Genomic DNA, 25,777 nt, shown 5'->3' on the forward strand with positions numbered 1-25,777 from the left:
GGCAAGCGCTACGCTAAGCCGCGTGTCATGTTTATTGGCCGGAACGACGCTTGCTCATGAACACAATCTGCTGTTCACCGGAAGCGGCAGGCTGAGCAGGTGTGAAGGCATCCTGACGCACGCCCGGAGTAGCGTCGTCGTTATCTTCCTCAAAGCCTGCGGCCAGCAAGCTCTCGGGCAGGTGATCGTCAAAATAATCCTGATCAAAGCCTTTATCGCCTTCCGGATCGGCCTGGCCTGTGACCTTCAGGTCTGCAAAGTTATGCAGCTTGGGGTCCATCAGGTGCGAAGGCACCACGCGTGTCAGAGCTCCAAACACGTTCCAGGAACGGTGCGGGAATTTCTTGTCCCATTCCGCAATCATGCGGTTGATCTCCTGGCGCTTCAGGTTTTCCTGCGAACCGCACAAGTTACAGGGGATGATGGGGAATTCTTTCAGCTTGGCGTAGGCGATCAGGTCCTTCTCGGGTACATAGGCTAGAGGACGGATCACGATGTGCTCGCCATTGTCCGACATCAGCTTGGGCGGCATGCCCTTCATACGGCCACCGTAAAACAGGTTCAGGAAGAAGGTGGCCAGAATGTCATCACGATGATGGCCCAGGGCGATTTTGGTAGCACCCAGCTCCTTGGCGACACGGTACAAGATGCCGCGACGCAAACGCGAGCACAGCGAGCACATGGTCTTGCCTTCGGCAATGACGCGAGTCACTACCGAATATGTGTCCTGAGTTTCGATGTGATAGGGCACGCCGAGCTTTTCCAGATACTCGGGCAGGATGTGGTCAGGGAAACCGGGCTGTTTCTGGTCCAGGTTCACGGCCACGATGTCGAACTTGATCGGAGCGCGCTTTTGCAAAGTCATCAGCACGTCCAGCAGGCCGTAGGAATCCTTGCCGCCAGACAGGCAGACCATGATCTTGTCGCCTTCCTCGATCATGTTGAAGTCACCGATGGCGCGGCCCACCTCACGCATGATGCGTTTGCTCAGCTTGTTGTCATTGACGCGCTGCTTGCGTTCAGCCTTGCTGGCAAATACGGGAGTCTCGGTTTCGGAAGGAGGGAGGGTGCTGGTGTCTTGGGACATAAGGAAAAGCGGAAAGAAGTGTCGTCGTGGCCCCGGCAAGAAGCGGGGCAGGAGGGGCTTTAGCGGCTGCGTTCAATCTCGATGCCGACGGCATCACAGTCGGCAAAGGCCTCGGGTTTGCTGGCCCGGATTTTAACGCGTTCCACGGTCGGGAAATCATTCTGGATGCGCTCAGCCAAGCGCTCTACCAGTGTTTCCAGCAGATTCGTGTGTTCCGTGGTGCTGACGTCGATCAGTGCCTCGCGCAGCTGACGGTAGTCCAACACGGTCCCGATGTCCTCGTCCTGAACGTCCTGCGTAATGGTGGTGTCGAATTCGGCATCAATATGCAGGGGCTGGCGGTGAACCAGTTCGTGGTCCAGCATGCCGATAGAGGCTTGCACCACCAGATTGTTGATGAATATACGGCGTGTAGTCATGGCAAAAACAAAGTAGCAGGCCCGCCATGGTTGACGGGCCTGGAAAGAAGATCAGGACTGGCGGCTCAGGACGCATTCGTCCAGAGCAGGGCGCGCCAGTTGTAGCGTGAAGCAGTGTAGTTCATCGCGGCGGAAGGCGTGAACTTGTACGGTCTGGCCGGGTTCATAGGCTGCCAGCAGGCGCTCCAGGCTGGCGGTGTCACTGACACGCAAGCCGTCAATAGCGACCAGGGCATCACCGGCAGACAGCCCGGCTTGATGTGCTGCGCCATCAGTAAATACCGTGGCCAGTTGGCATTGGCCTGCGCTTTGGCGCAAGCGGGCGTTCAGACTGGGCAGCTTGGAGGAGGCTTGCCATTCCAGCTTCAGGCCTTGTTCGGCCAGCCAGGGCTTCAGGGGCAGGTCCTCGCAGCCTTCCACATAGCGGGCAATGAAGTCTGTGGCGTCATAGCCAGTTGCCTCCAGAATCAGCGCTGGCATGGCGTCCTCTGGGATGCCGCGAGGCTTGCCTTGATAGAAGTCGCGCCCATAGCGTGCCCACATCAAGAGCATCACATCGTCCAGCCCCTTGGCCTGCTGGGTATGGCTGCGAATGCACAGGTCCAGGCCCAGGGCGATCAGTGCGCCCTTGCTGTAATAGCTGACCAGTGCGTTGGGGGAGTTCTCGTCCTGCTTGTAATAGCGCGTCCAGGCGTCAAAAGAGCTTTGTGCGGCGGACTGCTTGAAGCGCCCGGGGCCACGCTCAACGGCATTGATGTTCTTGGCCAGCAGCTTCAGGTAGTCGGCTTCGCTCAGCACGCCCGAGCGCAGCAGCATCAAATCGTCGTAGTACGAGGTGAAGCCTTCAAACACCCATAGCAAGCGGGTGTGGTTTTCACGGCTCAGGTCGTAGGGTGCGAAGACGGCGGGCTTGATGCGTTTGACGTTCCAGGTATGGAAGTACTCATGGCTGACCAGGCCCAAAAAGGTCTGGTAGCCCGCGCTTTTCACCGATTTGTCCTGGCCCTGGGTAGGCAGGTCTCGACGCGAAGCCATCAGGGCGGTCGAGGCGCGATGCTCCAGTCCGCCGTAACCGTCATCGGTCACCATGGTCATGAACACGTAGCGCGAGCTGCAATCCAGGAAGGGCGCGCGACGGGTTTCAGGTTCGAAAAAGGCGATTTGCTCGGCACAGATTTTCTCTACGTCACGGGCAATGCGGGGCAGGTCCAGGTTCGGGATGACGCCAGTAAAGACCAGTTCGTGTTCAGCGCCGTGGGCAAAGAAGCTGATGACCTGGGGAGTGCCCATTTCAATGGGGTGGTCGATCAACTCGTCGTAATTGCTGGCGCGGTACAGGCCAAAACCATAGCGCTCTGCCGCGCCTGGAATGCCGGTGGCCTCGGGCAGGCTGGTGTAAACCTGCCAGTCTTCCACGTCCTCGTTGGACACCAGTTCCAGCAGGCAAGGCTGTTCAGTCTGGCCCTCAACGGCCAGCAGGGCGCTGGTGCCATTAAAGAAAGCATGGGTCTGATCAATATGCGCGCCTCGTACGGACAGGTCCCAGGCATAGACCTGGTACTGAATGCTCAAGGGGCCCTCGCAGGGTTCGCACTGCCAGCGATGGTTGTCCAGCTTGCGGATGGAAACCGGCTTTTCGCCGGAGAAGGCGGCTATGCTTTCGATCTGACGCGAGAAGTCGCGGATCAGGTAGCTGCCAGGGATCCAGGCCGGAAGGCTCAAGATCTGGCCATCTGTTTGGGGGGAAGTGATCTGTATCTGGACAGTCAGGCGGTGGCCGGCGAGATCTGTCGGCTCGGCACGGTAAAGTACGGGTGTAGGTTCCATTCCCCTATTCTATTTAATTTTTCTGGGAGTCAGCATGAACGAACCCTTAGTCAAAGCAGAGGTGCATGGTCGTGTTGCTTTATTGACATTAAATCGGCCCAAGGCTTTGAATGCGCTCAATAACGAGCTGATCGCCGAGTTGTATGCCCTGTTAAAGAAATACGATGCCGACAACGAAATCGGTTGTATCGTGCTGACCGGTAACGAAAAAGCCTTTGCCGCCGGTGCCGATATCGGCGCCATGAAAGACTGGAATTACCACGATGTCAGCTCCCAGGACTATCTGGGTGGCCAGTGGGAAGAACTGCGCCGTTTCCGCAAGCCCATTATTGCCGCCGTCGCTGGCTATGCCTTGGGCGGTGGCTGCGAACTGGCCATGCTGTGCGACTTCATCATTGCCGCTGATTCGGCTCGTTTCGGTCAGCCAGAAATCAAGCTGGGCGTGATTCCCGGTTTTGGTGGTACGCAGCGTCTGCCCCGCGCCGTGGGCAAGGCCAAGGCCATGGATCTGATCCTGACTTCGCGCATGATGAATGCCGAAGAGGCCGAGCGCTCTGGTCTGGTGTCGCGCGTGGTGCCTGCCGACAAGCTGATTGAAGAGGCATTGGACGCCGCCACGGTTATTTCCAGCATGTCCCTGCCGTCTGTCCTGATGGCCAAGGAGTGCGTGAACCGTGCTTTTGAATCGTCGCTGGAAGAAGGTCTGCTGTTCGAGCGCCGCAACTTCCATGGCTTGTTTGCCACAGAGGATCAGAAGGAAGGCATGCGTGCCTTTGTCGAGAAGCGCAAGCCCGAGTTCAAGCACCGCTAAGTTTCTCAATCGCTGATAAAACAAGGGGTGTGTTGTAAAATTGCTGCACTGCAATGTTACAAAATAAGCTTACCCCTTGATGCCATTGAGCTTGCGTAAATCAGCCTTGCATTAAGTATCAAACAAGCAAGGCTGAATTTGCTTACAACAAAAAAAAGACGCTATACTTTATGGGTTTGACGACACCGGCTTTTGAAAGGGGCCGATAATATTGCGCGGATGGATTGGCCAAGGCCTTTGCAGTACATCCACCCACACAACGTTATCTGATTGTTTCCTACTATGAATCAGCCGATTTATCAGCAGACAGGCACCACAGCCACGGTGCAGGCAGCAGGGGACAAGCCACCATTTCCGGAACCCGTAGTACTTACGCCCGAGCAACGTAGCCGCATGGCTCGCCGGGCAGGGCAAGGAATTGTGCGCGCACTTGTTGCCCAGGCTTTTATGGGTCTGGTGGCAATTGGCCTGTCGGCATGGATTTCCGGCGCATATGCAGCAGCCTCAGCACTGATTGGTGCGGCTGCTTATTTTGTGCCTAACGCATTGTTCGCATTGCGTCTTTTGCTGGGTTTGATGGGCGGCGGCAACGCCGGGGCGCTTTCCTTCTTCTGGGGGGAGGCGTTCAAACTCGGTTTTGCGGTATTGACACTGGCAACGGCTGCCATGGCAAACACGGGCTGGTTAGTTTGGCCTGCCTTGCTCTTTGGCCTGCTGTGTGTCTTGAAGGGATATGTGCTGCTGCTGTTTTTCCGCAAGCTGCCATAACGAATTTTTGTTTCACGGGCTCGTCCCATAACGTATACATCACAGGGTAAATACAGATGGCTGCTGCTAGTGATATTTCGCCTCAGTCAGGGTACATCCAGCATCACTTGGTTCACTTGAACAACTTGGGTGAAAAACAGGATGTTCTGGCCAACTTCGGTGTCATTAACTACGACTCCATGTTCTGGTCCCTGCTGATGGGTCTGGTTGTGGTTTTCTTTCTGTGGCGCGCCGCTTCGGCCGCAACAGCCGGCGTACCAGGCCGCTTGCAGTCTTTTGTAGAAATGCTGGTCGATTGGGTTGAAGACCAGGCCAAATCCATCGTTCCTAACGCTGAGTCCCGGAAGTTCGTCTCGCCCCTGGCGCTGACCGTGTTCCTGTGGATCGTCATGATGAACGTGCTGGACTTGCTGCCCGTTGATGGTCTGGGCTGGATCTTCATCCAGACCGGTCTGGCCGCCGAACATGGCGACCCTCTGTACTACCACCGTATTTTGCCAACCGCTGACTTGAACGTGCCTATGGGCATGTCCATGGGCGTGCTGCTGCTGATGTTCTACTACGGCATCAAGATCAAGCACCCCGGCGGCTTCGTCAAAGAGCTGTTTACTGCACCGTTCACTGCCACAGGCCTGATGGCTGTTGTGCTGGCACCTTTCAACTTCTTGCTGAACTGCATCGAATACGCGGCCAAGTCCGTGTCCTTGGGCATGCGGTTGTTCGGCAATATGTTTGCCGGTGAACTGGTTTTCATGTTGATCGCTCTGCTGGGTGGCGCATGGACAGGGTTTAATGGCGCCAGCCTGGGACTGGGTATCGGTCACATTCTGGCCGGTTCTGTGTGGGCAATCTTCCACATTCTGATTGTGTTGCTCCAGGCGTTCATCTTCATGATGCTCACCCTTGTCTATATTGGACAAGCACACGAAGGCCATTAATCCGATTCCGACTGGACAATGGTGTCTGGTTGGGGGGAGCAGGCCTGGCCTGCTAACGCTTTGATTTTTTTGAATTACACCTGATTTTTAACCAAGGAGTTGTCATGACCAACGTAGCTCTCGTTGCTCTTGCTTGCGGTATCATCATCGGTCTGGGCGCTTTTGGCGCTTGCATTGGTATCGCCCTGATGGGTGGTAAATATCTGGAAGCATCGGCTCGTCAGCCTGAACTGATGAACGCTCTGCAAACCAAGATGTTCCTGTTGGCCGGTCTGATCGATGCTGCTTTCCTGATCGGTGTCGGTATCGCCATGTTGTTTGCATTCGCCAACCCATTCGTTGGGTAATAAGGCGAGTCCGTTGCCGCTTTTGGCAGACGGGCAGGCAGTCGTCGTTAGCGGTGTGTTGCTCGGTTTGATCATGCACCGCTTGTCGACTTGAACATACATGTGTCAGGACGCATACCGCTTCCTACACACGTGGTATTGAAGGGATACGACCGTGAATTTAAACGCGACTCTCTTTTTTCAGATGATCGTGTTTTTCGTTTTGGCCTGGTTTACGATGAAATTCGTATGGCCGCCACTGACGAAAGCAATCGATGATCGTCGTCAGAAAATCGCTGATGGTTTGGCTGCTGCCGATAAAGGCAAGGCCGATCTGGCACAGGCCCAAGCGCGTATCAGCCTGATGGATGCTTCGGCCAAGTCCGAAAACCATCAACGCATTGTCGACGCTGAAAAACAAGCGACTGCTCTTTTGGAGCAAGCTCGTCGTGAAGCCGAAGCCGAAAAAGCCCGCATTATTGCGCAGGCCCAGCAAGACGCTAACCAGGAAGTGCAACGCGTACGTGAAGGTCTGCGTAGCGAAGTGGCTGCCTTGGCCGTCAAGGGTGCCGAGCAAATCTTGCGACGCGAAGTTGACGCGAATGCGCACGCCCAGCTGCTCGAGCAGCTCAAGGCAGAACTTTAACATCAAGGCAGGCCATGGCTGAACTATCGACTATTGCCAGACCTTACGCCGAAGCCCTGTTCGCCGCCGTACGCGACGACAGCCAGGGCCTCGAATCGTGGTCGGCCCTGTTGTCCGAAATGGCTCAGGTGGCCGGTCTCCACGATGTGCGCGAGGCACTGAACGATCCGCGCCTGAATAACGGGCAGCGACTCGAACTCTTTACGGGCCTGGTTAAGTCACAGGTCACCGAAAAGGCTCGCAACTTTCTTCAATTGTTGGTGGATAACCAGCGCATCTTGCTGTTGCCACAAATTGCAGAACAGTTTGATCTATTGAAACACCAACTCGAAGGCACGGCGCAGGCACAGATTATCAGTGCTTTCCCGATGGCTGAGGCTCAGGTTGCTGAGCTGACCGCTGGGCTGGAGAAAAAGTTTGGCCTGAAGCTAAAACCGACTGTGACCGTCGACGCTGACCTTATCGGCGGTATTCGGGTGATTGTTGGTGACCAGGTGCTCGACACTTCCGTGCAGGCCCGGCTGGCCAGCATGCGCGATACGCTGACCGCATAGCGCGAGTCAGTAAACAGGATTTCAGGAGTCTGAACATGCAACTTAATCCGTCCGAGATCAGCGAACTGCTCAAGAGCCGCATCGAAGGCCTGGGTGCGTCGACTGACGTTCGTACACAAGGCACGGTCGTATCCGTGACCGACGGTATTACGCGCATCCACGGTTTGTCCGATGTGATGCAGGGCGAAATGCTCGAATTTCCGAACAACACGTTCGGTCTGGCCCTTAACCTCGAGCGCGACTCTGTCGGCGCCGTGATTCTGGGTGAATACACCGGTGTTTCCGAAGGCGACGCAGTTAAAACAACTGGCCGTATTCTGGAAGTACCCGTTGGCCCCGAACTGCTGGGTCGTGTGGTTGATACTCTGGGTATGCCTATCGACGGCAAGGGCCCGATCAACGCCAAGATGACTGACGTCATCGAGAAAGTGGCTCCTGGCGTTATCGCCCGTGAGTCCGTCTCCCAGCCCATGCAGACCGGCACGAAAGCCGTGGACTCCATGGTGCCAATCGGCCGTGGTCAGCGCGAACTGATCATTGGTGACCGTCAGACCGGTAAAACTGCCGTGGCTGTGGACACCATCATTGCTCAAAAGGGCAATGGCGTTAAATGTATCTACGTTGCCGTGGGCCAAAAAGCCTCCACGATCAACAACGTGGTGCGCAAGCTCGAAGAGCACGGTGCTCTGGAGTACACGATTGTTGTGGCCGCCTCGGCTTCCGAGTCCGCCGCCATGCAATACCTGGCTCCTTACTCCGGTTGCACCATGGGTGAATACTTCCGTGATCGTGGCGAAGACGCCCTGATCATTTATGACGACTTGACCAAGCAAGCTTGGGCCTACCGTCAAGTATCCCTGTTGCTGCGTCGCCCACCAGGCCGTGAAGCCTACCCCGGTGACGTGTTCTACCTGCACTCCCGTCTGCTCGAGCGCGCTGCTCGTGTGAACGCCGAGTACGTAGAAAAATTCACTAACGGTGAAGTGAAAGGCAAGACCGGTTCGTTGACCGCACTGCCTATCATTGAAACGCAAGCCGGTGACGTTTCTGCTTTCGTTCCAACCAACGTGATTTCGATTACTGACGGTCAGATCTTCCTGGAGTCCGACCTGTTCAACGCTGGTGTTCGTCCCGCTATTAACGCCGGTATTTCGGTGTCCCGCGTGGGTGGCGCTGCTCAAACCAAGGTCATCAAGAAGCTGTCCGGCGGTATTCGTACCGACTTGGCTCAGTACCGTGAATTGGCTGCGTTTGCTCAGTTCGCTTCTGACCTGGATGACGCAACCCGTCGCCAGCTGGAACGTGGTAAGCGGGTGGTCGAACTGCTCAAGCAACCCCAGTACCAGCCTCTGGCTGTGTGGGAACTGGCCGTGAGCCTGTACGCTGTGAACAACGGTTACTTCGACGATCTGGAAGTCGCTCAGGTTCTGCCTTTCGAGAAAGGCCTGAAAGACCACCTGCGCAGCAAGTTCGCTGCCCTGGTTGAGCGTATCGAAAGCAAGAAGGAACTGGTTAAAGAAGACGAGGCTGAGTTGGTTACAGCCATCCAGGACTTCAAAAAGCACGGCGCTTTCTAATCATTGTTGGCAGGCGCCGGAAACCCCGGCGTCATGATTAGCGGGAGTCGACAGCCTAGTCTGGCTCCCGATAATGCCCTTACAGGAAAGTGTGATGGCCGGAATCAAGGAAATTCGTACTAAGATCAAGAGCGTGCAAAACACGTCCAAGATCACCAAAGCCATGGAGATGGTGGCGGCATCCAAGATGCGCAAGGCGCAAGAGCGGATGCGTGCTGGCCGTCCCTATGCAGACAAGGTGCGCGAGATTGCTTCGCATCTGATGCAGGCGCACCCCGACTACACTCACCCCTACATGGTTGAGCCTGCCGAAGTCAAATCGGTAGGCATCGTGGTTGTCAGCACGGACAAAGGTCTGTGTGGCGGCCTGAACACCAATATTCTGCGTCTGGTACTTGCGCGTGTTCGCGAGTTTGAGGACAAGGGTATTAAGGTTCAGACGACGGCTCTGGGTGGTAAAGCTGCTGGAACATTGGCGCGTGTTGGTGCCAATCTGGTTTCTCAGGAAGTGGGTTTGGGCGACGCGCCTAACCTGGAACGTCTGATTGGCGCCATCAAGGTGCAGATCGACGACTTCGTGGAAGGCCGCATTGATGCTGTTTATCTGGCGACCAGCCGCTTTGTCAATACGATGAAGCAGGACCCAACATTTATTCGCTTGCTGCCTCTGCCTTCCGGTCTGAAAGATCCTTTCCAGGCTGGTGATCAGGTAGTCGCGCAAGAAAGCGTCAACTCTTCCGAATACGGTTGGGATTACATCTACGAACCCGATGCCAAGTCGGTTATTGATGACTTGTTGCTGCGTTACGTAGAGGGTCTGGTGTATCAGGCCGTTGCCGAGAACATGGCCTCCGAGCAGTCTGCTCGTATGGTGGCGATGAAAGCCGCTTCGGACAACGCCAAGACCGTTATTGCCGATCTTCAGCTGGTCTATAACAAGACCCGCCAGGCAGCGATTACGAAAGAAATCTCTGAAATCGTGGGGGGTGCCGCCGCTGTGTAATCACGGCAAGGCACACCATCAAAGTTATATTGCAAGGACTCAACATGAGCAACGGTACCATCGTTCAGTGCATCGGCGCCGTGGTGGATATTCAGTTCCCCCGCGACAGCATCCCTAAAGTCTACGAAGCATTGACGCTCGTTGACGAAAGTTCGGCTTTCGCAGAAAAAGGCCTGACTTTTGAAGTACAGCAACAATTGGGTGACGGTGTAGTTCGCACCATCGCCATGGGTTCCAGCGACGGCCTGCGCCGCGGTATGGAAGTGGCCGGTTCGGGCGCTCCCATCTCCGTTCCCGTGGGTGTCGGCACCCTGGGTCGCATTATGGACGTTCTGGGTCGCCCCATTGACGAAGTCGGTCCTATCCAGTCCGACGAGCGTCGCGCCATTCACCAGCCTGCGCCTACTTTCGACGAACTGTCGCCTTCCGTAGAGCTGTTGGAAACCGGCATTAAAGTGATTGACCTGGTTTGCCCGTTCGCCAAGGGTGGTAAGGTTGGTCTGTTCGGTGGTGCCGGTGTGGGCAAGACCGTGAACATGCTGGAGCTGATCAACAACATCGCCAAGGCACACAGCGGTCTGTCCGTGTTTGCCGGTGTGGGTGAGCGTACCCGTGAAGGTAACGACTTCTACCACGAAATGGCCGATGCTGGCGTTATCCAGATGGATAACCTGAGCGAGTCCAAAGTGGCCATGGTGTTCGGTCAGATGAACGAACCTCCAGGCAACCGTCTGCGTGTGGCACTGTCCGGTCTGACCATGGCCGAGAAGTTCCGTGACGAAGGCCGTGACATCCTGTTCTTTGTGGACAACATTTACCGCTACACGCTAGCCGGTACCGAAGTGTCCGCTTTGCTGGGTCGTATGCCTTCCGCAGTGGGTTACCAGCCTACGCTGGCCGAGGAAATGGGTAAGCTGCAAGAGCGTATTACCTCCACCAAGACCGGTTCGATTACGTCCATCCAGGCCGTTTACGTTCCAGCCGATGACTTGACTGACCCATCGCCTGCTACGACCTTCTTGCACTTGGACTCCACCGTTGTGTTGTCGCGTGACATTGCTGCTCTGGGTATTTACCCCGCTGTGGACCCTCTGGACTCCACCAGCCGTCAGCTGGATCCACAAATTGTGGGCGAAGAGCACTACGCAGTGGCTCGCGGTGTTCAGCAAACGCTGCAGCGCTACAAGGAATTGCGTGACATTATCGCGATTCTGGGTATGGACGAGCTGTCTCCAGAAGACAAGCAGGCTGTTGCCCGCGCTCGTAAGATCCAGCGCTTCCTGTCTCAGCCTTTCCACGTGGCAGAAGTGTTTACCGGCTCGCCTGGTAAGTACGTTCCACTGGCTGAAACCCTGCGCGGCTTCAAGATGATCGTCGACGGCGAGTGTGATGCACTGCCAGAACAGGCGTTCTACATGGTCGGTTCGATCGACGAGGCTTTCGAAAAAGCCAAGACTATTCAGTAATAAGGATTACTCATGGCTAAGCTTCATGTTGACGTGGTTAGTGCTGAAGAATCGATCTTTGCTGGTGAAGCAAAGTTCGTGGCACTGCCCGGCGAGGCTGGGGAGCTGGGTATTTTGCCCGGTCACACTCCACTGATCTCGCGGATTCGTCCCGGCACGCTGAAGATCGTTATGGACGATGGCAGCGAAGAGCATATCTTTGTCGCTGGCGGCATACTCGAGGTTCAGCCTGGGAAAGTCACTGTATTGTCGGATACCGCGATTCGCGCACAAGACCTGGATGAAGCAAAGGCGCTGGAAGCCCGCAAGCATGCGGAAGAAGCCCTGCGTAACACCAAGGACAAGGCCGATATCGCTGTTGTGGAAGCCGAGCTGGCCATGCTGGCCGCTCAAGCTGCCGCAGCACGTCGCTTGAGCAACGCGCGCAAGCACTAAGCTCAAGTCGGTAGCATCCGTGAAAAAGCCACCCTTAGGGGGGGCTTTTTTGCGTCTGAAGCAGCTGGACGGATGGGCTAGAAATTCTAATTTTCTGGTAGCAACAGCAACAGCAACAGCAACAGCAACAGCAACAGCAACAGCAACAGTAACCAACCACCTGAGTTGCGACTGTGTCAGAGGTATAGGTAGAGACTCCTAGTGGCGGTCGGTGTACCTGATTGACCGAACTCGGCTACTGCAGCGCAGACTAAACGCATCATCAGCTTTGTTTGCAGCACCGATGCGGCTTGGTTCACTACATCTGTTTCAGGGCAAGCAGACTTTGCTCGATACCGTGTTGCCAGTTTCTTTCTATATGTTCTGTACCGAGCAAAGCATCCAGCCTGTCTTGCTGCAGGCTGGAGTGCGCCGGCCGCTTGGCAGGTGTTGGGTACTGGCTGGTAGAGATGGCGGTCAGCCGTGGTGCTTGAGTCAGCAGGTCAAGTCTGACGGCCTGATCAAAGATTTCCTGAGCGAAGCCATACCAGCTTACAGAGGGCTGGCCGGCAAAATGGTAGATGCCTGATGGAGACAGTAGCTTGTCGCCGCCCTTCTGTTTGGATTGGCAAAGCCGTTCTGCCAGCTGGAGTAATACGTGAGCAATATGCGGCGCGTAGCTGGGGCCACCAACCTGATCATCCACAATGCTCAGTTCGGTGCGTTCATTACCCAAGCGAAGCATGGTCTTCAAAAAGTTGTTTCCGAACTGACTGAACACCCAGCTGGTGCGTAAAATGACGGCCGAGGGCAGGGCAGCCAGGACTGCTTGTTCACCTGCCAATTTGCTTTGTCCATAGATACTGGCAGGCTGCGTAGGGGCATCTTCGGTATAGGGCTGCTTTGCCAGACCGTCAAAAACATAGTCTGTAGACACGTGTATCAGCCCTATGCCACGTTCGGCGCAGACAGATGCTAGAAGGCCGGTGGCTATACCGTTGATCAGATGTGCTGGCTCTGGCTCGGACTCAGCCTTGTCGACTGCGGTGTAGGCAGCCGTGTTGATGACGACATTGGGACGATGTTGTTCCAATGCTAAAGCAATGGAGTCGGCTTGAGTAATGTCCAGCTCAGCACGTCCAAGCATGACAAGCTCGACTCTTGGATCAGGGGCCACGCTTAAGCATCCGAAGGACTGACCTAGTTGACCGTGAGCCCCTGTAATCAGGATGGTAGGACGTGTCATGGACTCAGGCCTGGCCTTGGGCGACGAGCTGGCTCAGCACAGGATAGTGTTTGTCCTTCTCGGATAATTGAGGGTTCTGAATGGGCCAATCTATTGCTATCTCAGGGCAGTCCCAAGCCAGCCCGCCTTCGTCCTGTGGGAAGTAAAAGTCGGTACATTTGTAGCTGAAGTCGGCAAAGTCTGATAGCACACAAAAACCGTGAGCATAGCCCGGGGGGATCCACAGCTGCTTATGATTCGATTCGCTCAGTTCAACACCGACATACTGGCCAAAAGTGGATGAGTCTGGCTGTATATCTACGACCACATCGTATACTGCTCCCCGACTGACGCTAACCAGCTTGCCTTGAGGCCGGGTTTTCTGAAAATGCAGCCCCCGTAGCACCCCCTTTTCAGAACGTGAAAAGTTGTCTTGCACAAAGGGAAGGCTGATCCCCGCTTGCTCTTGATAGCGTTGCTGATGATAGGTTTCTTTGAAGAATCCTCGTTCGTCACCAAAAACAGTAGGTTCAATAATCAGAACGCCCGTCAGGCGAGTGGGATATATGGTCATGTCGATGTGGGGGTGAGGTGCTTGAGTTGCCGCGTCAATCCAAAGTCGGGCAAAGGTGCGCAGCGCCAGTGCTTCTAAGACCAGCATGAGATTGTAAATCTCTGGTAGCGAGTATGCGCCGCTGATGGAAATTGTATCTATTTGGGTTTTTTTTAGCTATTGTGGATAGCTTGGTAAAACACTGGACGACAGCAGGATGGTGGTTTTTATTCGCTCGTACTTACGCCACGTGGATGGCAAACTCGCCAAGTATTTGAAGGTCCTGGATGAGGCCCAAATTCCTTATCACTTTGTGGGGTGGGAGCGTGGTACGGTTCCGGCACAAAAAAACAGCAACGATACCTATTATTCGCGCCCGGCCGCCTTAGGTGCCGGGTGGCGCAGCCTGATTGGTATTTTTTTCTGGAACCTGTTTGTATTGCGTTGGTTGCTCAAGAACAACCGTAACGTAGATCTGGTCCATGCGATGGATCTGGATACGGCTATGGCTGTAAAGGTATATGCTGCTTTATGCCGCAAGCCATGGATTTTTGATGTCTACGACAAGTACAGCTCGCTGCGTTATTTTCCTGGGGCGTTGGGCAGTTGGGTCGATAAGTTGGAGAACTACCTGTTGAAGACTGCCAATGCAGGGATTTTGGCTGATCCCTGCAGGTTTGAGCAACACGGGCTGAGCCCCGGGGCGCTGCCTTCTGTCATGGTGCTGGAGAACGTACCTCAGAAATCAGAGGTGCAGGAGTACGCGCCTGTGTCGGACCAGCAGCCTGTCAAAATTGCTTATTTTGGTGTGCTGGAGGCCAAAAATCGAGGCCTGGAAGATTTGTTGGCTGCCTGTGAACAATTTCCGGCCTGTGAGTTGCATGTGGCTGGCTATGGCCCGCTGGCTGACTTGTTTATGCGGTCGGCTCAACAATATTCACATATCCATTACTACGGGGCTCAAAGCTCGGTGCAAGGGCTACAGATAATGCAGTCCTGTCAAATTGTGGTGGGGATGTACTACAAACGAGTGCCCAATCATTTATTTGCAGCACCGAATAAGTACTACGAGCATCTGATGCTGGGGCGGGCCATGCTCACTACAGCGGGAATTCCAACGGCAGATAAAGTCCGTGCTCATCAGACGGGCTGGGCTGTTGAGGAAGGTCAATCGGCGATTGCAGAGTGGTTGCAGGGGCTGGATATGCAGCAGATTCAGGCTGCGGCCGCACGTGCCCGCCAGGTATGGCAGGAGCAGTACGCAGATTATTTTGACCAGCATTATGCTGGTCAGTATTTGCAAACGGTCCGAGCCTTGCGACGGGTTTAATTACTATAGGTTTAAGCTGTTTTTTCCGACTCGGGCTCATCTTGCAACAGCTTGTGCAAGTATTGGCCATATTCGGTTTTCGCCAGGGCTTGTGCTTGTTGCTTCAGTTCTGTGCGACTTAGCCACCCTTGCCTGAAACCGATCTCTTCCAGGCAAGCGATTTTCAAGCCTTGGCGATGTTCGATAGTACGAACAAAACTTCCCGCCTCTTGCAGGCTTTCGTGCGTGCCTGTGTCCAGCCAGGCAAAGCCTCGGCCCAGCAGGCTGACATGCAAGCTGTTCTGTTGCAGGTAGGCGTTGTTGACATCCGTAATTTCCAGTTCGCCCCGCGCCGAAGGGCGTACCTGCCGTGCAATATCAACGACCGAGTTATCGTAAAAGTACAAGCCTGTTACCGCGAAGTTTGACTTCGGCTGCTGGGGCTTCTCTTCAATAGAAATTGCTTTGCCTTGTGGATCGAACTCCACCACACCAAACCGCTCGGGATCACTGACTTGATAGCCAAAAATAGTGGCACCCTGCTCACGCTGGGCTGCTTCTTTCAGCATCTGGCTGAAACCGTAGCCGTAAAAAATATTGTCCCCCAGGATCAGGCTGACGCGATCAGACCCAATAAAATTGGCGCCAATCAGAAAGGCTTGAGCCAGACCGTCGGGGGAGGGTTGCTCTGCGTAGCTAAGCTGGATACCGAATTTGCTGCCGTCACCCAGCAAGGTACGGAAACTGGGCAGGTCGGTAGGAGTCGAGATAATCAGGATTTCCCGTATGCCCGCCAACATCAGCACGGACAAGGGGTAGTAGATCATGGGCTTGTCGTAGATCGGCAGTAGCTGTTTAGAAACACCCAGCGTAATAGGGTGCAAGCGGGTTCCAGACCCACCGGCGAGGATAATGCCTTTCATGATTCTTTCTGACCTAAGCGATGGAGCTGATAGCGGCCGTTCAGGATGCGCTCCCACCAGCCTGAATTCTCTAGATACCATTGGACGGTTTTGCGTAGGCCCGTCTCAAAGGTCTCCTGCGGTTTCCAGCCGAGTTCCCGCTCGATTTTACCGGCGTCAATCGCGTAGCGTTGATCATGCCCAGGTCGGTCCTGGACGAAGGTGATCAAGTCGGCGTAGTGTTGCAGGCCCTTGGGCTTTTCCGGGGCCAACTCTTCAAGCAAGGTGCAGATTTGCTGCACCACGCGAATGTTTTGCTGCTCGTTATGGCCACCGATATTGTAGGTTTCTCCTACTTGACCTTTTTCCAGCACAGTTAGTAGCGCGCGGACATGGTCTTCCACGTAGAGCCAATCCCGGATCTGTTTACCCTCTCCGTAGATGGGCAGAGCCTGCGCTTTAAGTGCATTCAGGATCATGTGTGGAATCAGTTTTTCGGGGAAGTGATACGGCCCGTAGTTATTGGAGCAGTTACTGATCAGGGTAGGCAGGCCATAACTACGTTGCCAAGCCCTGACCAGATGGTCCGAGCTGGCTTTGCTGGCGGAGTAAGGTGAGCTGGGAGCGTAGGGTGTCGTTTCTACAAACAGATCGTCGGTATTGTGCAGGTCGCCATAGACCTCGTCAGTCGAGATGTGGTGAAAGCGGAAGCGTGATTTTTTGGGCTCTGGAAGTCCATTCCAATAGTGGCGGGCGCACTCTAAAAGGGTGCTTGTGCCAACGATATTGGTTTGTATAAATGCGGCGGGGCCATCCAGAGAGCGATCAACATGGGACTCAGCGGCCAGATGCATGATGGCGTCTGGCTGAAATTTCTGCAGCAGGGTTTGAATAGCCGCAGCATCTTGAATATCGTGCTGAGCGAATTGATACCGTGGCTCGTTCTGAACGACTGCCAGGGACTCCAGATTACCTGCGTACGTCAGCTTGTCGACATTAAGGACGTGGTGCTCTGTGGCCTGGATCAGGTGACGGACCAATGCTGAGCCAATAAAGCCGGCGCCACCGGTAACGAGAATATGCATGACGATAAAGTAGCGTTCCGTAAGGCTTAGCGATAACGTTTAGCCAGAATTAAAAGGGCAAGGCAGTCTACGATAACCCGGCTGGTCCAGGCAATTGCGGCACCTAGCAAGCCAAAGTGGGAAATCAAGACATAGAGCAAAGCTATATATGGCAGGATCTCGGCCAAGTGCACATAGGCGGTAATGTGAGCGTGTCCCTTGGCTTGAATAACCGTGTAAGGGATCTGGGCGATGGCATTGAAAAAGAAGCCCACCAGCAAAATCTGCAGCAGGGGAACCGATTGTTCAACGTAGGCCTCACCCAGCCAAAGCAGGATAAGCCACTTGGCTCCAACGATGCCTACCAAGCTGATCAGCCCACAGACTCCCAGTAGTAAGAGATACGTCAGACGAGTTTCTTGGCGAGCACCCTTCTTTGCGCTGATCAAAGGGAAAATCACTCGGACCACGGCGCCTGGAATGTTCAATAAGCGTGTAATGGCTTCTGCGGGCGCTGTATAAAAGCTTACTGTGGTGGCGCCGTTCAGGTTGGACAGTAAGAAGCGATCAAAGTACACCATTAAAGGGCTGATCACGTTGCTGACTGTCAGCCAGCCGCCAAAACGTAGCAAACCATGAGCTTGTTGCCTGTCCCAGTGCCACAAGCCTTTGCGAAGAGAAGTGGGTAGAGCCCAGAAATAGGCCAATACGCAGGTAATCAGACGTCCGACGAACAGGCCCAATACAGCAAAGCTCAGGCTGGCCTGATACAGGATGGCCAGCAACGGCAGTATCGCGAGCAGCAGGCCGCTGAGGGTGCGCTGAATATTGACCTGCTTGAAGTCGGACAAGCCTTCGAGATATGACAGCCAGACTGCTTGCAAAAGCAGGAATGGCAAGCTGAGCGCCATCAGTCGAAAGGCGAACAGGCTGTCGGCGCGAAGGTCTGGGCTGATGTTGAGCCATTGCACCAGCAAGGGGCTGAAAAGGAAAACCAGCGCTGCAGCGACACCGCTACTGAACAGGATCAACAAGGTAGCGGTGCCCAGAATGGACTGGATCTGTTGAGTTTGCTTGTCTGCCATGGCAATGGCTCGGATCAAGGCGCGGCTGATCCCCAAGTCAAACATGCTGGCATAGCCAATCAAGGCAAAGAGCAGGGTGTAAATACCAAAAGGTTCCAGGCCCAAAATGCGCGCCATCATACCCATAGAGGGCAAGAGGGCGAACATGAGCACCATATAGGAGCTCAGATTCCAGAACGAATTACCTAATAGTTTTTTGGCAGACATAGCCTAAGGCTCAGACCGCAATTTGGCTTGATTGGGGTAAATCTGGCTCCAGAACAAGGCGATGCTTATCAGGAGGAACAAGAGCGTATTGTTGCGCTCCATCATGTTCTGAGTCAGGTTTGCCAGCGTGTAGATGGCGATAACAATGCTGCCACAGACAGCATAAGCGCGAGTATGTGGCTCAGAAGCATGCACACGCCGAATGAAACCATAAAAGCAGTACAGCAGAAGCAGTATCTGTAATAACAGCCCTGACAGCCCCAAATCCACCCAGGTTTCAATGTAGTTGTTATGCGAATTGGCCAAGTTCAGGACCACTGCATCAGCTTGTCCGGTTCTGACCAGTTCGGTGAGGGCCTGTTCGTGTTGTTGATAGGACCAGCCCGACAGGGGGCGTTCCTGGATTAGCTTCCAGTTGGCTTGCCAGATCGCAAACCTGGCTCCAATGGAGGTGTTGGAGTTGCCAGCCTCAAATTGCTCAATATCGTGTTGTGCCAGAGCGATACGTGATTGGATCGTATCGGTTTGCCAGAGAATGCTGGCGCTTAGGGCGGCGGCCAGCGAAAGAATCATCATGCCGCGTCGGAAATGCTGCTTGGGCAAGTAGGCGTAGGCAAGGATCAAGAATACGACGGGCAGAGCAATCCAGCCGCCACGGCTACCGGCCAATAATGACAGCAAGAAACCGGCCAGGCAGCCCAGGAGTGAAACAAGAAGAATAGGGGTAGAACGCTGTGCCTGGCTAAGTTGGCTTAAGAGGGCCACCAGACAAAAGCAAGCCAGGCTTAGGGCAATATTGCCGAACTGGATGGCTCCGGTATAACCGTAGATCCGACCATCATGCAGCGGGCCGCCATACTGGGCGGGAATGATCCATAGGGCAGACAGGCTGGCCAGTGCAAAGCAAACCCAGATCACCCCGTTATGTAAACGCAGAGAGCTGAGCATGTAAAAAATGGGGACCAGTAATAGATAGCGGCTAAGCAGATCCAGCTGATTGCTCGGGTTTTGGTGCAAGAACCAAATCAGCAGCCCATTGGCAAAGACCAGTGCCAGTATCGTGTACAGGCCGCGGCTAATGCTTTGACTTTGCAAAGACTGGCTGGAGCGCAAAGAGTTCAGATACCAGCACAGGGTCGTGACCAGCAGCAGAATCACCCCTGCAGAATAAACATTACGGGTAGAGAGCAGGCTGATGAAAAACAGGCTTACGCCCAGGTGAGCAGCCGCATTAAATGAAAAAAGGGACTTGGATACGGGCTCGGACATAAGAGGGGGGGGGAATGCCAAAAATTTGCGGAAACAATAGCGGATCAACAGGCTTCGCCAGCAAGGCGAGTTTATATATTCAGCACGCAAGTAAATCTATCAGGGTCTGGTTGGACGCAGACGGGAGCGACGTATAATTGGCGCGTAAATGGTCTATTTTAGGTTATTAGTGCTTCGATGAATCAAATTAAAATCAGGCGGTTTAAGCGTTTGCACGAGATACTCCTATTATCCGGGCCAAGCTCGTGGTTAATTGGATTTGCCGTGGTGGTGCTTGTCCCTGTTTTGTTGCTGTGGGGGTGGGGACCTTTGTGGAACCTGGATAATGGGCAGCGTACTGCACTGGTTCTGGTGATCGTGGCCTTCGTAGCTTGCAAGCTGCTGATCGATAAAAGCCAACAAGGCTATCCGGGAGCACGTAGTGCCTGGTTGATTATTCCTACGGTAGGAGTGACCTATGCCCTTATTTACATCACCAGCTTTGTATTTCGTTACGACGCTTCGCGAGCCTTATTGTTAAGCAGCAGTTTTCTGGCATTGGCATGGTTCTTGTTGGAGAGTTTGTTTACCAGCCGTTATCGAGTACTGAAATTGGCGATTGTTCCTGGGGGAGAGGCCGAAACCTTGCTGGACCTGCCAGGCCTGGATGGTCGCTTGCTGAAAGACTATGATCTTGCCGGGTATCGCTATGATGGGGTGGTGGCGGACTTTTCCTGTGTTCAGCCTGCTGCAGAACGTTTCTTGACACGTTGTGCGCTGGATCGAGTAGCGGTCTATAACTCCAGGCAGGTCTTTGAATCGCTGACTGGGCGCGTCAAGATTGATCGCATGTCGGAAAATACGATTGGCTCTTTGCTGCCATCACGAGGCTACGAGATCTTGAAGCTGATTTTTGACTATGCCATGGTCATTCTCAGTTCCGTGGTGGTGGTGCCGGTGTGCTTGTTGGCAATGCTGGCGATTCGCCTGGAAAGTCCTGGCAAGGTCATTTACTCCCAGCAGCGGATTGGTTTGGGAAATCGTGAGTTCACTATTTACAAGCTGCGCAGCATGCGTTTTGACCAGGATTGTGTGGTCGAGCAGTTCGCTGGGGAGGATGATCCTCGAATTACTCGTGTGGGCAAAATCATTCGCAAGTTACGTATTGATGAGCTGCCGCAGTTCTATAACGTGCTGCGAGGCGAGATGAGCTTGATCGGCCCTCGCCCAGAGCAACCTTCTTTTGTGCGGGAGTTCGACGAGAAGATCCCGTTCTATAGCTACCGTCACGTTGTGAAGCCTGGTATTACCGGATGGGCGCAAGTTCGTCAGGGTTATGTAGCCAATGAGGACGAGACACGCGTCAAGATCGAGCACGATTTTTACTACATCAAACACTGCTCGGTGATGCTGGATATTTATATCGTATTTTTGACGGTGAAGACCATGCTTACTGGTTTTGGGGCGCGTTAGTGCTTGCCCGCCAAAAGGCGTTTAACGGCATCGCGAGCAGGGCGAGTGATGCGGGTCAATCCACTATAAGCGGTAAATATAAGGTAGCCGGCTTTACCATAACGCTTGCGTAGATAGGTGCGCAAGCCGTTGCTATAGCATCGGCTACGGAAAGACGAGTCGCTGAAGGTGCCTCCAGCTTCATGAAAATAGCGTGCTGCTGGAATATGGTAGGACATAATACCGATTTCCCGCGCGCGGAATTGCAGATCAGTTTCTTCAAAATATAAGAAAAATTGTTCATCAAAGCCACCTAGGGCGGCGTATTGCTCTCGGCCTATCAGTAGCAAGCTTCCAGATACGTGATCGACTTGCGTGGGGTTGGTGTATGCATCTCGGCTTTGCAATAAACGCCCCAAACCCAAAGCTTTCAAGAACAAGGTGTAGCAGTTTGGAAAACGTTCGAAGGAAAATTCCGGGCGCCCTTTTGCGTCTAGTGCTAATCCGCCAAGAATAGGCAAGGGTTTGTTAGGGTATGTGTTCAGAAACTGTTCAAAGATGCTCAGTACGTTTGTCTGTAGTCGAGCATCTGGGTTGATTAGCAGGATGTAGGGGGCCTGAGTTTGAGCAGCACCGATATTGCAGGCTCTGCCAAAGCCGTGGTTCTGGTCTGCTTGAATGATCTGGGCGTCAGGATGTTGCTCGGCAATCAGGCGGCAACTTTGGTCAGTAGACGCATTATCAACGATGGTGATGGAATAAAGGTGTGAAGCGCAGTGCTGCTTGATACTGTCAATAGTCTCGACAATTTTTTTGCTACCGTTGTAATTCACTAGGATGAAGTCGACCCACGGTAGTGGCTGCTCGACATGGCTCATGGTGTCTAGGCTCGTTTCAAAGCTGCTTTCACTACGTAGTGAAACATTAAGTAGATAGACTGTACAAAAGGTAGCTTTAGATGGCGACGATAAATTTGCCAAGTCCATTGTATGGATTTGACCTTGTTGCCCGACAAGCTGCCAGCACTGACACGATAGGCTGCCAAAACTTCCTGTAGTCCAAGTGCTCTGCCTGCTTTACGAACCACTTCCAGCCACATCAAGTAGTCTTCATGGCGTACAGAGCGTTGATATACCTTTCCTATTGCATGGCAATCATACATGCCAGTCAGGTTGCCTATCGCATTTCCTTTTAGAAGGCTTGTATAGCTTAACCAATTAGGTGGAGTGGTTGTGCTTTGCCATTCCGGGGCCTGATTGAAACGGTAATAGGCAGTCATGGAAACGGTAGCGCGATTCTCCCGCATAGCACTGATTTGTCGGCTGAGCTTGTCTGGCAGCCAAAGATCATCAGCATCTAAAAAAGCAATGTATTTGCCTTGGGCAGCAGCAATGCCTGCGTTGCGTGCAGCTGCGACCCCTTGGTTTCTGACTTGCCGGATGAGCTTGATTCTAGGGTCTTTCCGTGCCTGCTCTGCTGTGTAGTCCGCCGTATTGTCACTGGATCCATCGTCAATGACCAACAACTCCCAATATGGGTAATTTTGTTGGCGTACAGACGCCAGGGAATGGGGGAGGGTATGGGTAGCATTAAAGGCTGGCATGATAATGCTGACCGTAGCTGGCTGGATGGCGCTCATGGAGAGAGTGGCGCGTGACGCGTATGAAAGAAATCGCTTGGTAGCTGTTTGTCAGGCAAGTTGCAAGGGAGGCGCTTGGCCCAAAGGTTCGGGTCTTAGCTTCATGCATGCTTGATTTGGCTCGGTACGGAGCCCAATGAGCAGCAAGGAAAGGGCTAGTTATTATAGTGGTTAACAACCTAAATTGTATGAATTTGAACTCAGCTACCAAGAGGCCTGGAGCTTTGAGAGAAAAGTTGTTTGTTGCATAGTGGTTGTTCGCGACTCCAGGAAGTCTATATGATTCCTAGAGTGGCTGGGTTGGGAAAAAGGTCTTGTGACTTGTTCGCCTGAATGGGAAAATGGCTACGTCGTTTAATTTGAGTTTTCGAAAAAATTATCACTGTCTGTAGTGATAATTTGATCATGATTGTTTTTATTTAATTAATCACCTCTTTTACAACCGCTCGGTTTTATCCTGTTCGAAAACACAGACTCAGGGTAAATAGCATCTGCTTTATGGCTTGTTGATTAAAAAACATTAATTAATACAGGCTTTTATACTCCAGTGCATTGATTTTATTGACTTATTTTAGAAGGTTTTTTCTGGATTTACCTATCGAGACACTTTTTCTTTGTTAAAAGAGAGGCTGTTTTTGATATGTTGTTTTTTCTGCACTTCAAGAAGTAGGTTTTTGGGTTGAGTGCTACCTTTCGCTTAAGGAGTGTTACAAGTTGCTTTATATGGTCGGCTTAATGTTGTTCTAATAGATGGTTAAATAGCGCGGCTGATTAACTCTTTAATGAGAATTATTTAGATTTATTGTTAACGACCCTACACTCTCGTCTTCTATGTCCACATTGTTTAGCTTGTTGATGTCCACCTACGACGGGGACGAACCAGAGCATTGTCGATTGGCCCTGGAGAGTATCTGCCAGGGTAGTGTGCTGCCTGACGAGTTGGTGCTCGTGTTGGACGGTCCCGTATCTGAACCTCTGTTGATGGTTATAAGATCCTTCCAAGGGCGGCTGCCCCTGAAAATTGTGCCACTACCGAAAAACTGTGGTCTGGGCCCTGCTTTGGCCGAGGGTTTGTTGCACTGCCGTCATGAATGGGTAGCACGATTTGATACTGATGATTTATGCATGCCCGATCGCTTTGAGCGCCAGCTCGCTTTTATTCAGGCTCATCCAGGTATTGATGCTTTCAGCTCTTCGATTTTGGAGTTTGAGCATAGTTATCAGGAGCCGAATCTGCTGTTGAAATCCGTACCCTGCGGAGAGCGCGAGTTGACTCGCTATGCGCGGTGGCGCAATCCGTTCAACCATATGGCGGTCATGTTCCGTAAGCAACGTGTTCTGGAAGCTGGCAACTATCAGAATGATCAGTGTTTTGAGGACTATGCATTGTGGGTGCGTTTGCTGTTGCAAGGTGCCCGGCTGGACAATATGAATGAACCAACGGTCTGGGTACGAGCTGGGCGTAACATGATTGCTCGCCGCGGCGGACAACGATATGCGCGCCTTGAGTACGATATCCAGCGTAAGTTTCTGAGCTGGGGCTTCACCAACATTTTTGAGTTCACCCGAAATTTAAGTATTAGAATTCCGGTGCGTTTACTCTCTGACTCCTTGCGTGGAGCTATCTACGCTGGCCAACTACGGCGCCGGACCTGACGGCAGACGACAGGCCAGTTTTTTCTAGGTTGTGGAATGAAACGATTTTTCAGCATTGGTTATCAGGATATGGCGCAGAGCTTGCGGTCCAGTAGTCTCTGGCTATTATTGGGTTGGGTTGAGATCCGCCAACGATACGCGCGCTCGAAGATAGGCCCCTTTTGGCTGACAATCAGCATGGCGATTCTTGTCACCGCACTGGGATTGGTGTATGGCACCTTGTTTAAGGCGGAGTTAAGTGAGTATCTACCTTTGTTGGCCATTGGTTTTGTGTTTTGGGCTTTTATCTCTACCACAATTAACGATGGCTGTAATGCGTACATCAGTGCGAGCCCCTATCTGAAGCAAGTGCCACTGCCGCGTGGGCTTTTTGTGTTTCAGACCTTATGGCGCAATATGATTGTGCTGGCGCACAACTTTGTGATCGTCATCCTGGTGCTGTTGATCTTTAAGATTGATTTCATTCATCAACTCCACTTTTTTGTGCTGGGGTTTGCGCTGGTTGTTTGGAATCTGATGTGGGCAGTTACGCTGTTGGCGTTGCTCTGTGCTCGTTTTCGGGACTTGCCCCAGATCGTAGCCAGTTTTATCCAGGTGATCTTTTACATTACCCCGATTCTGTTCAAGCGTGACATGCTGCAGAAATATCCTTTGTTGATTGATTTGAACCCTTTTGCGCATTTGATTGAAGTGGTTCGGGGTCCCCTGTTGGGCACTGCTGTACCTATGTTGAGCTGGATGGTTTGTCTAGGATTGGCTGTCCTTGGAACCTTGCTGAGTATTTTTATGCACGGAAAATATCGTGCGCGTATTCCGTACTGGGTCTAGGAGTAGCTGAATGTCTTATATCAAAGCACAGAATCTGGTGGTGGAGATGCCGGTCTACGAACTGAGCGGCCGTTCCATGAAAATGCGTATGCTTAACAAGCTGGCCTCTGGTCGCATTGGAGCCAGTGGCAACGGGATCACAGTGGTGCGTGCACTGCAGGACATCAGTTTCGAGTTTGGTGATGGCGACCGAGTCGGGCTGATAGGCTCTAACGGTTCGGGCAAGTCAACCTTGCTGCGGGTGTTAGCCGGTATTTACGAGCCATCCGCCGGACATCTGGAGATTCAGGGCAAGGCAGTGGCTCTTCTGGAAATGGGCCTGGGCATGGACGACTCCATGACTGGCTACCAGAACATCAAGCTGCGCGGCATGCTGCTGGGCATGACACCTGACGAAATCGAGGCCAAGACGGCTGAGATCGCCGAGTTCACCAATTTAGGTGATTATCTGCACCTGCCCATTCGCGCTTATTCGTCTGGCATGCGCATTCGCCTGGCTTTCGCTATTTCGACGGCAGTCGAGGCTGAGCTGCTGTTGCTCGACGAAGTAATCGGTGTGGGTGATGCTGCCTTTCTGGAAAAAGCCAATGCCCGCTTGAAGGCCTTCCAGGACAAGGCCAATATCGTGTTTATTGCTTCGCATTCGGCTGAGGTCATCATCGATATGTGCAACAAAGTCATGTGGCTGGAAGGAGGCAAGCTGCGTTTTGTAGGTGATGTCATGGAGGGCTTGCAGGCCTATTGGGCCTATCTGGCCGAGCCCAAGTCTTGAA

Annotated in this window: 26 protein-coding genes; 15 read left to right on the forward strand and 11 right to left on the reverse strand. The window is 53.2% G+C overall.

Annotated elements, in window-relative coordinates:
* Positions 1 to 31 precede the first annotated feature (31 nt).
* From ttcA to ACU6HM_RS16190, 3 genes are read right to left on the reverse strand one after another with little or no spacing between them, the layout of a single operon-like run.
* Positions 32 to 1,087 (reverse strand): tRNA 2-thiocytidine(32) synthetase TtcA, encoded by a 1,056-nt coding sequence (ttcA, locus tag ACU6HM_RS16180; RefSeq protein WP_009464107.1) that lies wholly within the window; start codon positions 1,085 to 1,087, stop codon positions 32 to 34.
* Positions 1,088 to 1,146: 59 nt separating this feature from the next.
* Positions 1,147 to 1,506, reverse strand: a complete 360-nt coding sequence (gene folB, locus ACU6HM_RS16185; protein WP_009464109.1) for a dihydroneopterin aldolase — start codon at positions 1,504 to 1,506, stop codon at positions 1,147 to 1,149.
* A gap of 51 nt (positions 1,507 to 1,557) precedes the next feature.
* Positions 1,558 to 3,333 (reverse strand): M61 family metallopeptidase, encoded by a 1,776-nt coding sequence (locus tag ACU6HM_RS16190; protein ID WP_446764071.1) that lies wholly within the window; start codon positions 3,331 to 3,333, stop codon positions 1,558 to 1,560.
* A gap of 34 nt (positions 3,334 to 3,367) precedes the next feature.
* Between ACU6HM_RS16190 and ACU6HM_RS16195 the strand changes: the two genes are divergently transcribed.
* From ACU6HM_RS16195 to ACU6HM_RS16240, 10 genes are all read left to right on the forward strand, one after another.
* Positions 3,368 to 4,144, forward strand: coding sequence for an enoyl-CoA hydratase (locus ACU6HM_RS16195; protein WP_009464111.1), 777 nt, complete (start codon positions 3,368 to 3,370; stop codon positions 4,142 to 4,144).
* A 282-nt stretch (positions 4,145 to 4,426) separates the two neighbouring features.
* Positions 4,427 to 4,912 (forward strand): ATP synthase subunit I, encoded by a 486-nt coding sequence (locus ACU6HM_RS16200; protein ID WP_021447195.1) that lies wholly within the window; start codon positions 4,427 to 4,429, stop codon positions 4,910 to 4,912.
* Between the two features lie 56 nt (positions 4,913 to 4,968).
* Positions 4,969 to 5,850, forward strand: coding sequence for a F0F1 ATP synthase subunit A (gene atpB, locus ACU6HM_RS16205; protein WP_009464115.1), 882 nt, complete (start codon positions 4,969 to 4,971; stop codon positions 5,848 to 5,850).
* 104 nt (positions 5,851 to 5,954) lie between these two features.
* Complete coding sequence (atpE, locus tag ACU6HM_RS16210) at positions 5,955 to 6,197, forward strand: F0F1 ATP synthase subunit C (protein ID WP_009464117.1); 243 nt, start codon at positions 5,955 to 5,957, stop codon at positions 6,195 to 6,197.
* Between the two features lie 154 nt (positions 6,198 to 6,351).
* Positions 6,352 to 6,822: a F0F1 ATP synthase subunit B gene (locus ACU6HM_RS16215; RefSeq protein ID WP_009464119.1), complete on the forward strand. Its 471-nt coding sequence runs from the start codon at positions 6,352 to 6,354 to the stop codon at positions 6,820 to 6,822.
* A gap of 14 nt (positions 6,823 to 6,836) precedes the next feature.
* Complete coding sequence (locus ACU6HM_RS16220) at positions 6,837 to 7,376, forward strand: F0F1 ATP synthase subunit delta (RefSeq protein ID WP_003805005.1); 540 nt, start codon at positions 6,837 to 6,839, stop codon at positions 7,374 to 7,376.
* A gap of 35 nt (positions 7,377 to 7,411) precedes the next feature.
* On the forward strand, positions 7,412 to 8,953 hold the full coding sequence (gene atpA, locus ACU6HM_RS16225; protein WP_003805007.1) for a F0F1 ATP synthase subunit alpha: 1,542 nt from the start codon (positions 7,412 to 7,414) through the stop codon (positions 8,951 to 8,953).
* Positions 8,954 to 9,047: 94 nt separating this feature from the next.
* Positions 9,048 to 9,956 (forward strand): F0F1 ATP synthase subunit gamma, encoded by a 909-nt coding sequence (atpG, locus tag ACU6HM_RS16230; RefSeq protein WP_003805009.1) that lies wholly within the window; start codon positions 9,048 to 9,050, stop codon positions 9,954 to 9,956.
* Positions 9,957 to 10,000: 44 nt separating this feature from the next.
* Positions 10,001 to 11,422 carry a F0F1 ATP synthase subunit beta gene (gene atpD, locus ACU6HM_RS16235; protein ID WP_003805012.1) on the forward strand — a complete coding sequence of 474 codons (1,422 nt, stop codon included), beginning with the start codon at positions 10,001 to 10,003 and terminating at the stop codon, positions 11,420 to 11,422.
* Positions 11,423 to 11,434: 12 nt separating this feature from the next.
* On the forward strand, positions 11,435 to 11,857 hold the full coding sequence (locus ACU6HM_RS16240) for a F0F1 ATP synthase subunit epsilon (RefSeq protein ID WP_009464130.1): 423 nt from the start codon (positions 11,435 to 11,437) through the stop codon (positions 11,855 to 11,857).
* Between the two features lie 298 nt (positions 11,858 to 12,155).
* Here the strand turns inward: ACU6HM_RS16240 and rfbD are convergent, their stop codons facing one another.
* On the reverse strand, positions 12,156 to 13,082 hold the full coding sequence (gene rfbD, locus ACU6HM_RS16245; protein ID WP_041202954.1) for a dTDP-4-dehydrorhamnose reductase: 927 nt from the start codon (positions 13,080 to 13,082) through the stop codon (positions 12,156 to 12,158).
* 4 nt (positions 13,083 to 13,086) lie between these two features.
* Positions 13,087 to 13,635, reverse strand: a complete 549-nt coding sequence (rfbC, locus tag ACU6HM_RS16250) for a dTDP-4-dehydrorhamnose 3,5-epimerase (protein ID WP_446764093.1) — start codon at positions 13,633 to 13,635, stop codon at positions 13,087 to 13,089.
* Between the two features lie 196 nt (positions 13,636 to 13,831).
* Here rfbC and ACU6HM_RS16255 point away from each other — a divergent pair, with 196 nt between their 5' ends.
* A complete protein-coding gene (locus ACU6HM_RS16255) occupies positions 13,832 to 14,944 on the forward strand; it encodes a hypothetical protein (RefSeq protein WP_446764072.1) in 1,113 nt (370 codons plus the stop codon).
* An 11-nt stretch (positions 14,945 to 14,955) separates the two neighbouring features.
* Here the strand turns inward: ACU6HM_RS16255 and rfbA are convergent, their stop codons facing one another.
* The 4 genes from rfbA to ACU6HM_RS16275 are packed head-to-tail and all read right to left on the reverse strand — an operon-like array spanning position 14,956 to position 19,450.
* Positions 14,956 to 15,846 carry a glucose-1-phosphate thymidylyltransferase RfbA gene (rfbA, locus tag ACU6HM_RS16260; protein WP_252605613.1) on the reverse strand — a complete coding sequence of 297 codons (891 nt, stop codon included), beginning with the start codon at positions 15,844 to 15,846 and terminating at the stop codon, positions 14,956 to 14,958.
* Positions 15,843 to 16,910: a dTDP-glucose 4,6-dehydratase gene (rfbB, locus tag ACU6HM_RS16265; RefSeq protein ID WP_446764073.1), complete on the reverse strand. Its 1,068-nt coding sequence runs from the start codon at positions 16,908 to 16,910 to the stop codon at positions 15,843 to 15,845. The genes rfbA and rfbB overlap by 4 nt, the downstream gene beginning before the upstream one ends.
* A gap of 26 nt (positions 16,911 to 16,936) precedes the next feature.
* Positions 16,937 to 18,181, reverse strand: a complete 1,245-nt coding sequence (locus tag ACU6HM_RS16270) for a flippase (RefSeq protein ID WP_446764074.1) — start codon at positions 18,179 to 18,181, stop codon at positions 16,937 to 16,939.
* Positions 18,182 to 18,184: 3 nt separating this feature from the next.
* Complete coding sequence (locus tag ACU6HM_RS16275; protein ID WP_446764075.1) at positions 18,185 to 19,450, reverse strand: O-antigen ligase family protein; 1,266 nt, start codon at positions 19,448 to 19,450, stop codon at positions 18,185 to 18,187.
* A 264-nt stretch (positions 19,451 to 19,714) separates the two neighbouring features.
* On the opposite strand from ACU6HM_RS16275, the gene ACU6HM_RS16280 reads away from it, so the two are divergent.
* Entirely contained in the window at positions 19,715 to 20,902 is a 1,188-nt protein-coding gene (locus ACU6HM_RS16280; RefSeq protein ID WP_446764076.1) for an exopolysaccharide biosynthesis polyprenyl glycosylphosphotransferase, read from the forward strand.
* Here the strand turns inward: ACU6HM_RS16280 and ACU6HM_RS16285 are convergent.
* Positions 20,899 to 21,759: a glycosyltransferase family 2 protein gene (locus ACU6HM_RS16285; RefSeq protein ID WP_446764077.1), complete on the reverse strand. Its 861-nt coding sequence runs from the start codon at positions 21,757 to 21,759 to the stop codon at positions 20,899 to 20,901. The genes ACU6HM_RS16280 and ACU6HM_RS16285 overlap by 4 nt on opposite strands.
* Positions 21,760 to 21,764: 5 nt before the next feature.
* Positions 21,765 to 22,520, reverse strand: coding sequence for a glycosyltransferase family 2 protein (locus ACU6HM_RS16290; RefSeq protein ID WP_446764078.1), 756 nt, complete (start codon positions 22,518 to 22,520; stop codon positions 21,765 to 21,767).
* 855 nt (positions 22,521 to 23,375) lie between these two features.
* Between ACU6HM_RS16290 and ACU6HM_RS16295 the strand changes: the two genes are divergently transcribed.
* Genes ACU6HM_RS16295 through ACU6HM_RS16305 form a run of 3 tightly spaced genes read left to right on the forward strand, consistent with a single transcriptional unit; the run spans position 23,376 to position 25,776 of the window.
* Positions 23,376 to 24,176: a glycosyltransferase gene (locus tag ACU6HM_RS16295; RefSeq protein WP_252605602.1), complete on the forward strand. Its 801-nt coding sequence runs from the start codon at positions 23,376 to 23,378 to the stop codon at positions 24,174 to 24,176.
* A 36-nt stretch (positions 24,177 to 24,212) separates the two neighbouring features.
* Complete coding sequence (locus ACU6HM_RS16300) at positions 24,213 to 25,004, forward strand: ABC transporter permease (RefSeq protein WP_009458571.1); 792 nt, start codon at positions 24,213 to 24,215, stop codon at positions 25,002 to 25,004.
* Positions 25,005 to 25,014: 10 nt separating this feature from the next.
* Positions 25,015 to 25,776 carry an ABC transporter ATP-binding protein gene (locus tag ACU6HM_RS16305; RefSeq protein ID WP_446764079.1) on the forward strand — a complete coding sequence of 254 codons (762 nt, stop codon included), beginning with the start codon at positions 25,015 to 25,017 and terminating at the stop codon, positions 25,774 to 25,776.
* The last annotated feature ends 1 nt before the right edge of the window (position 25,777 follow it).

This window comes from Alcaligenes sp. RM2 (genome assembly GCF_052931795.1).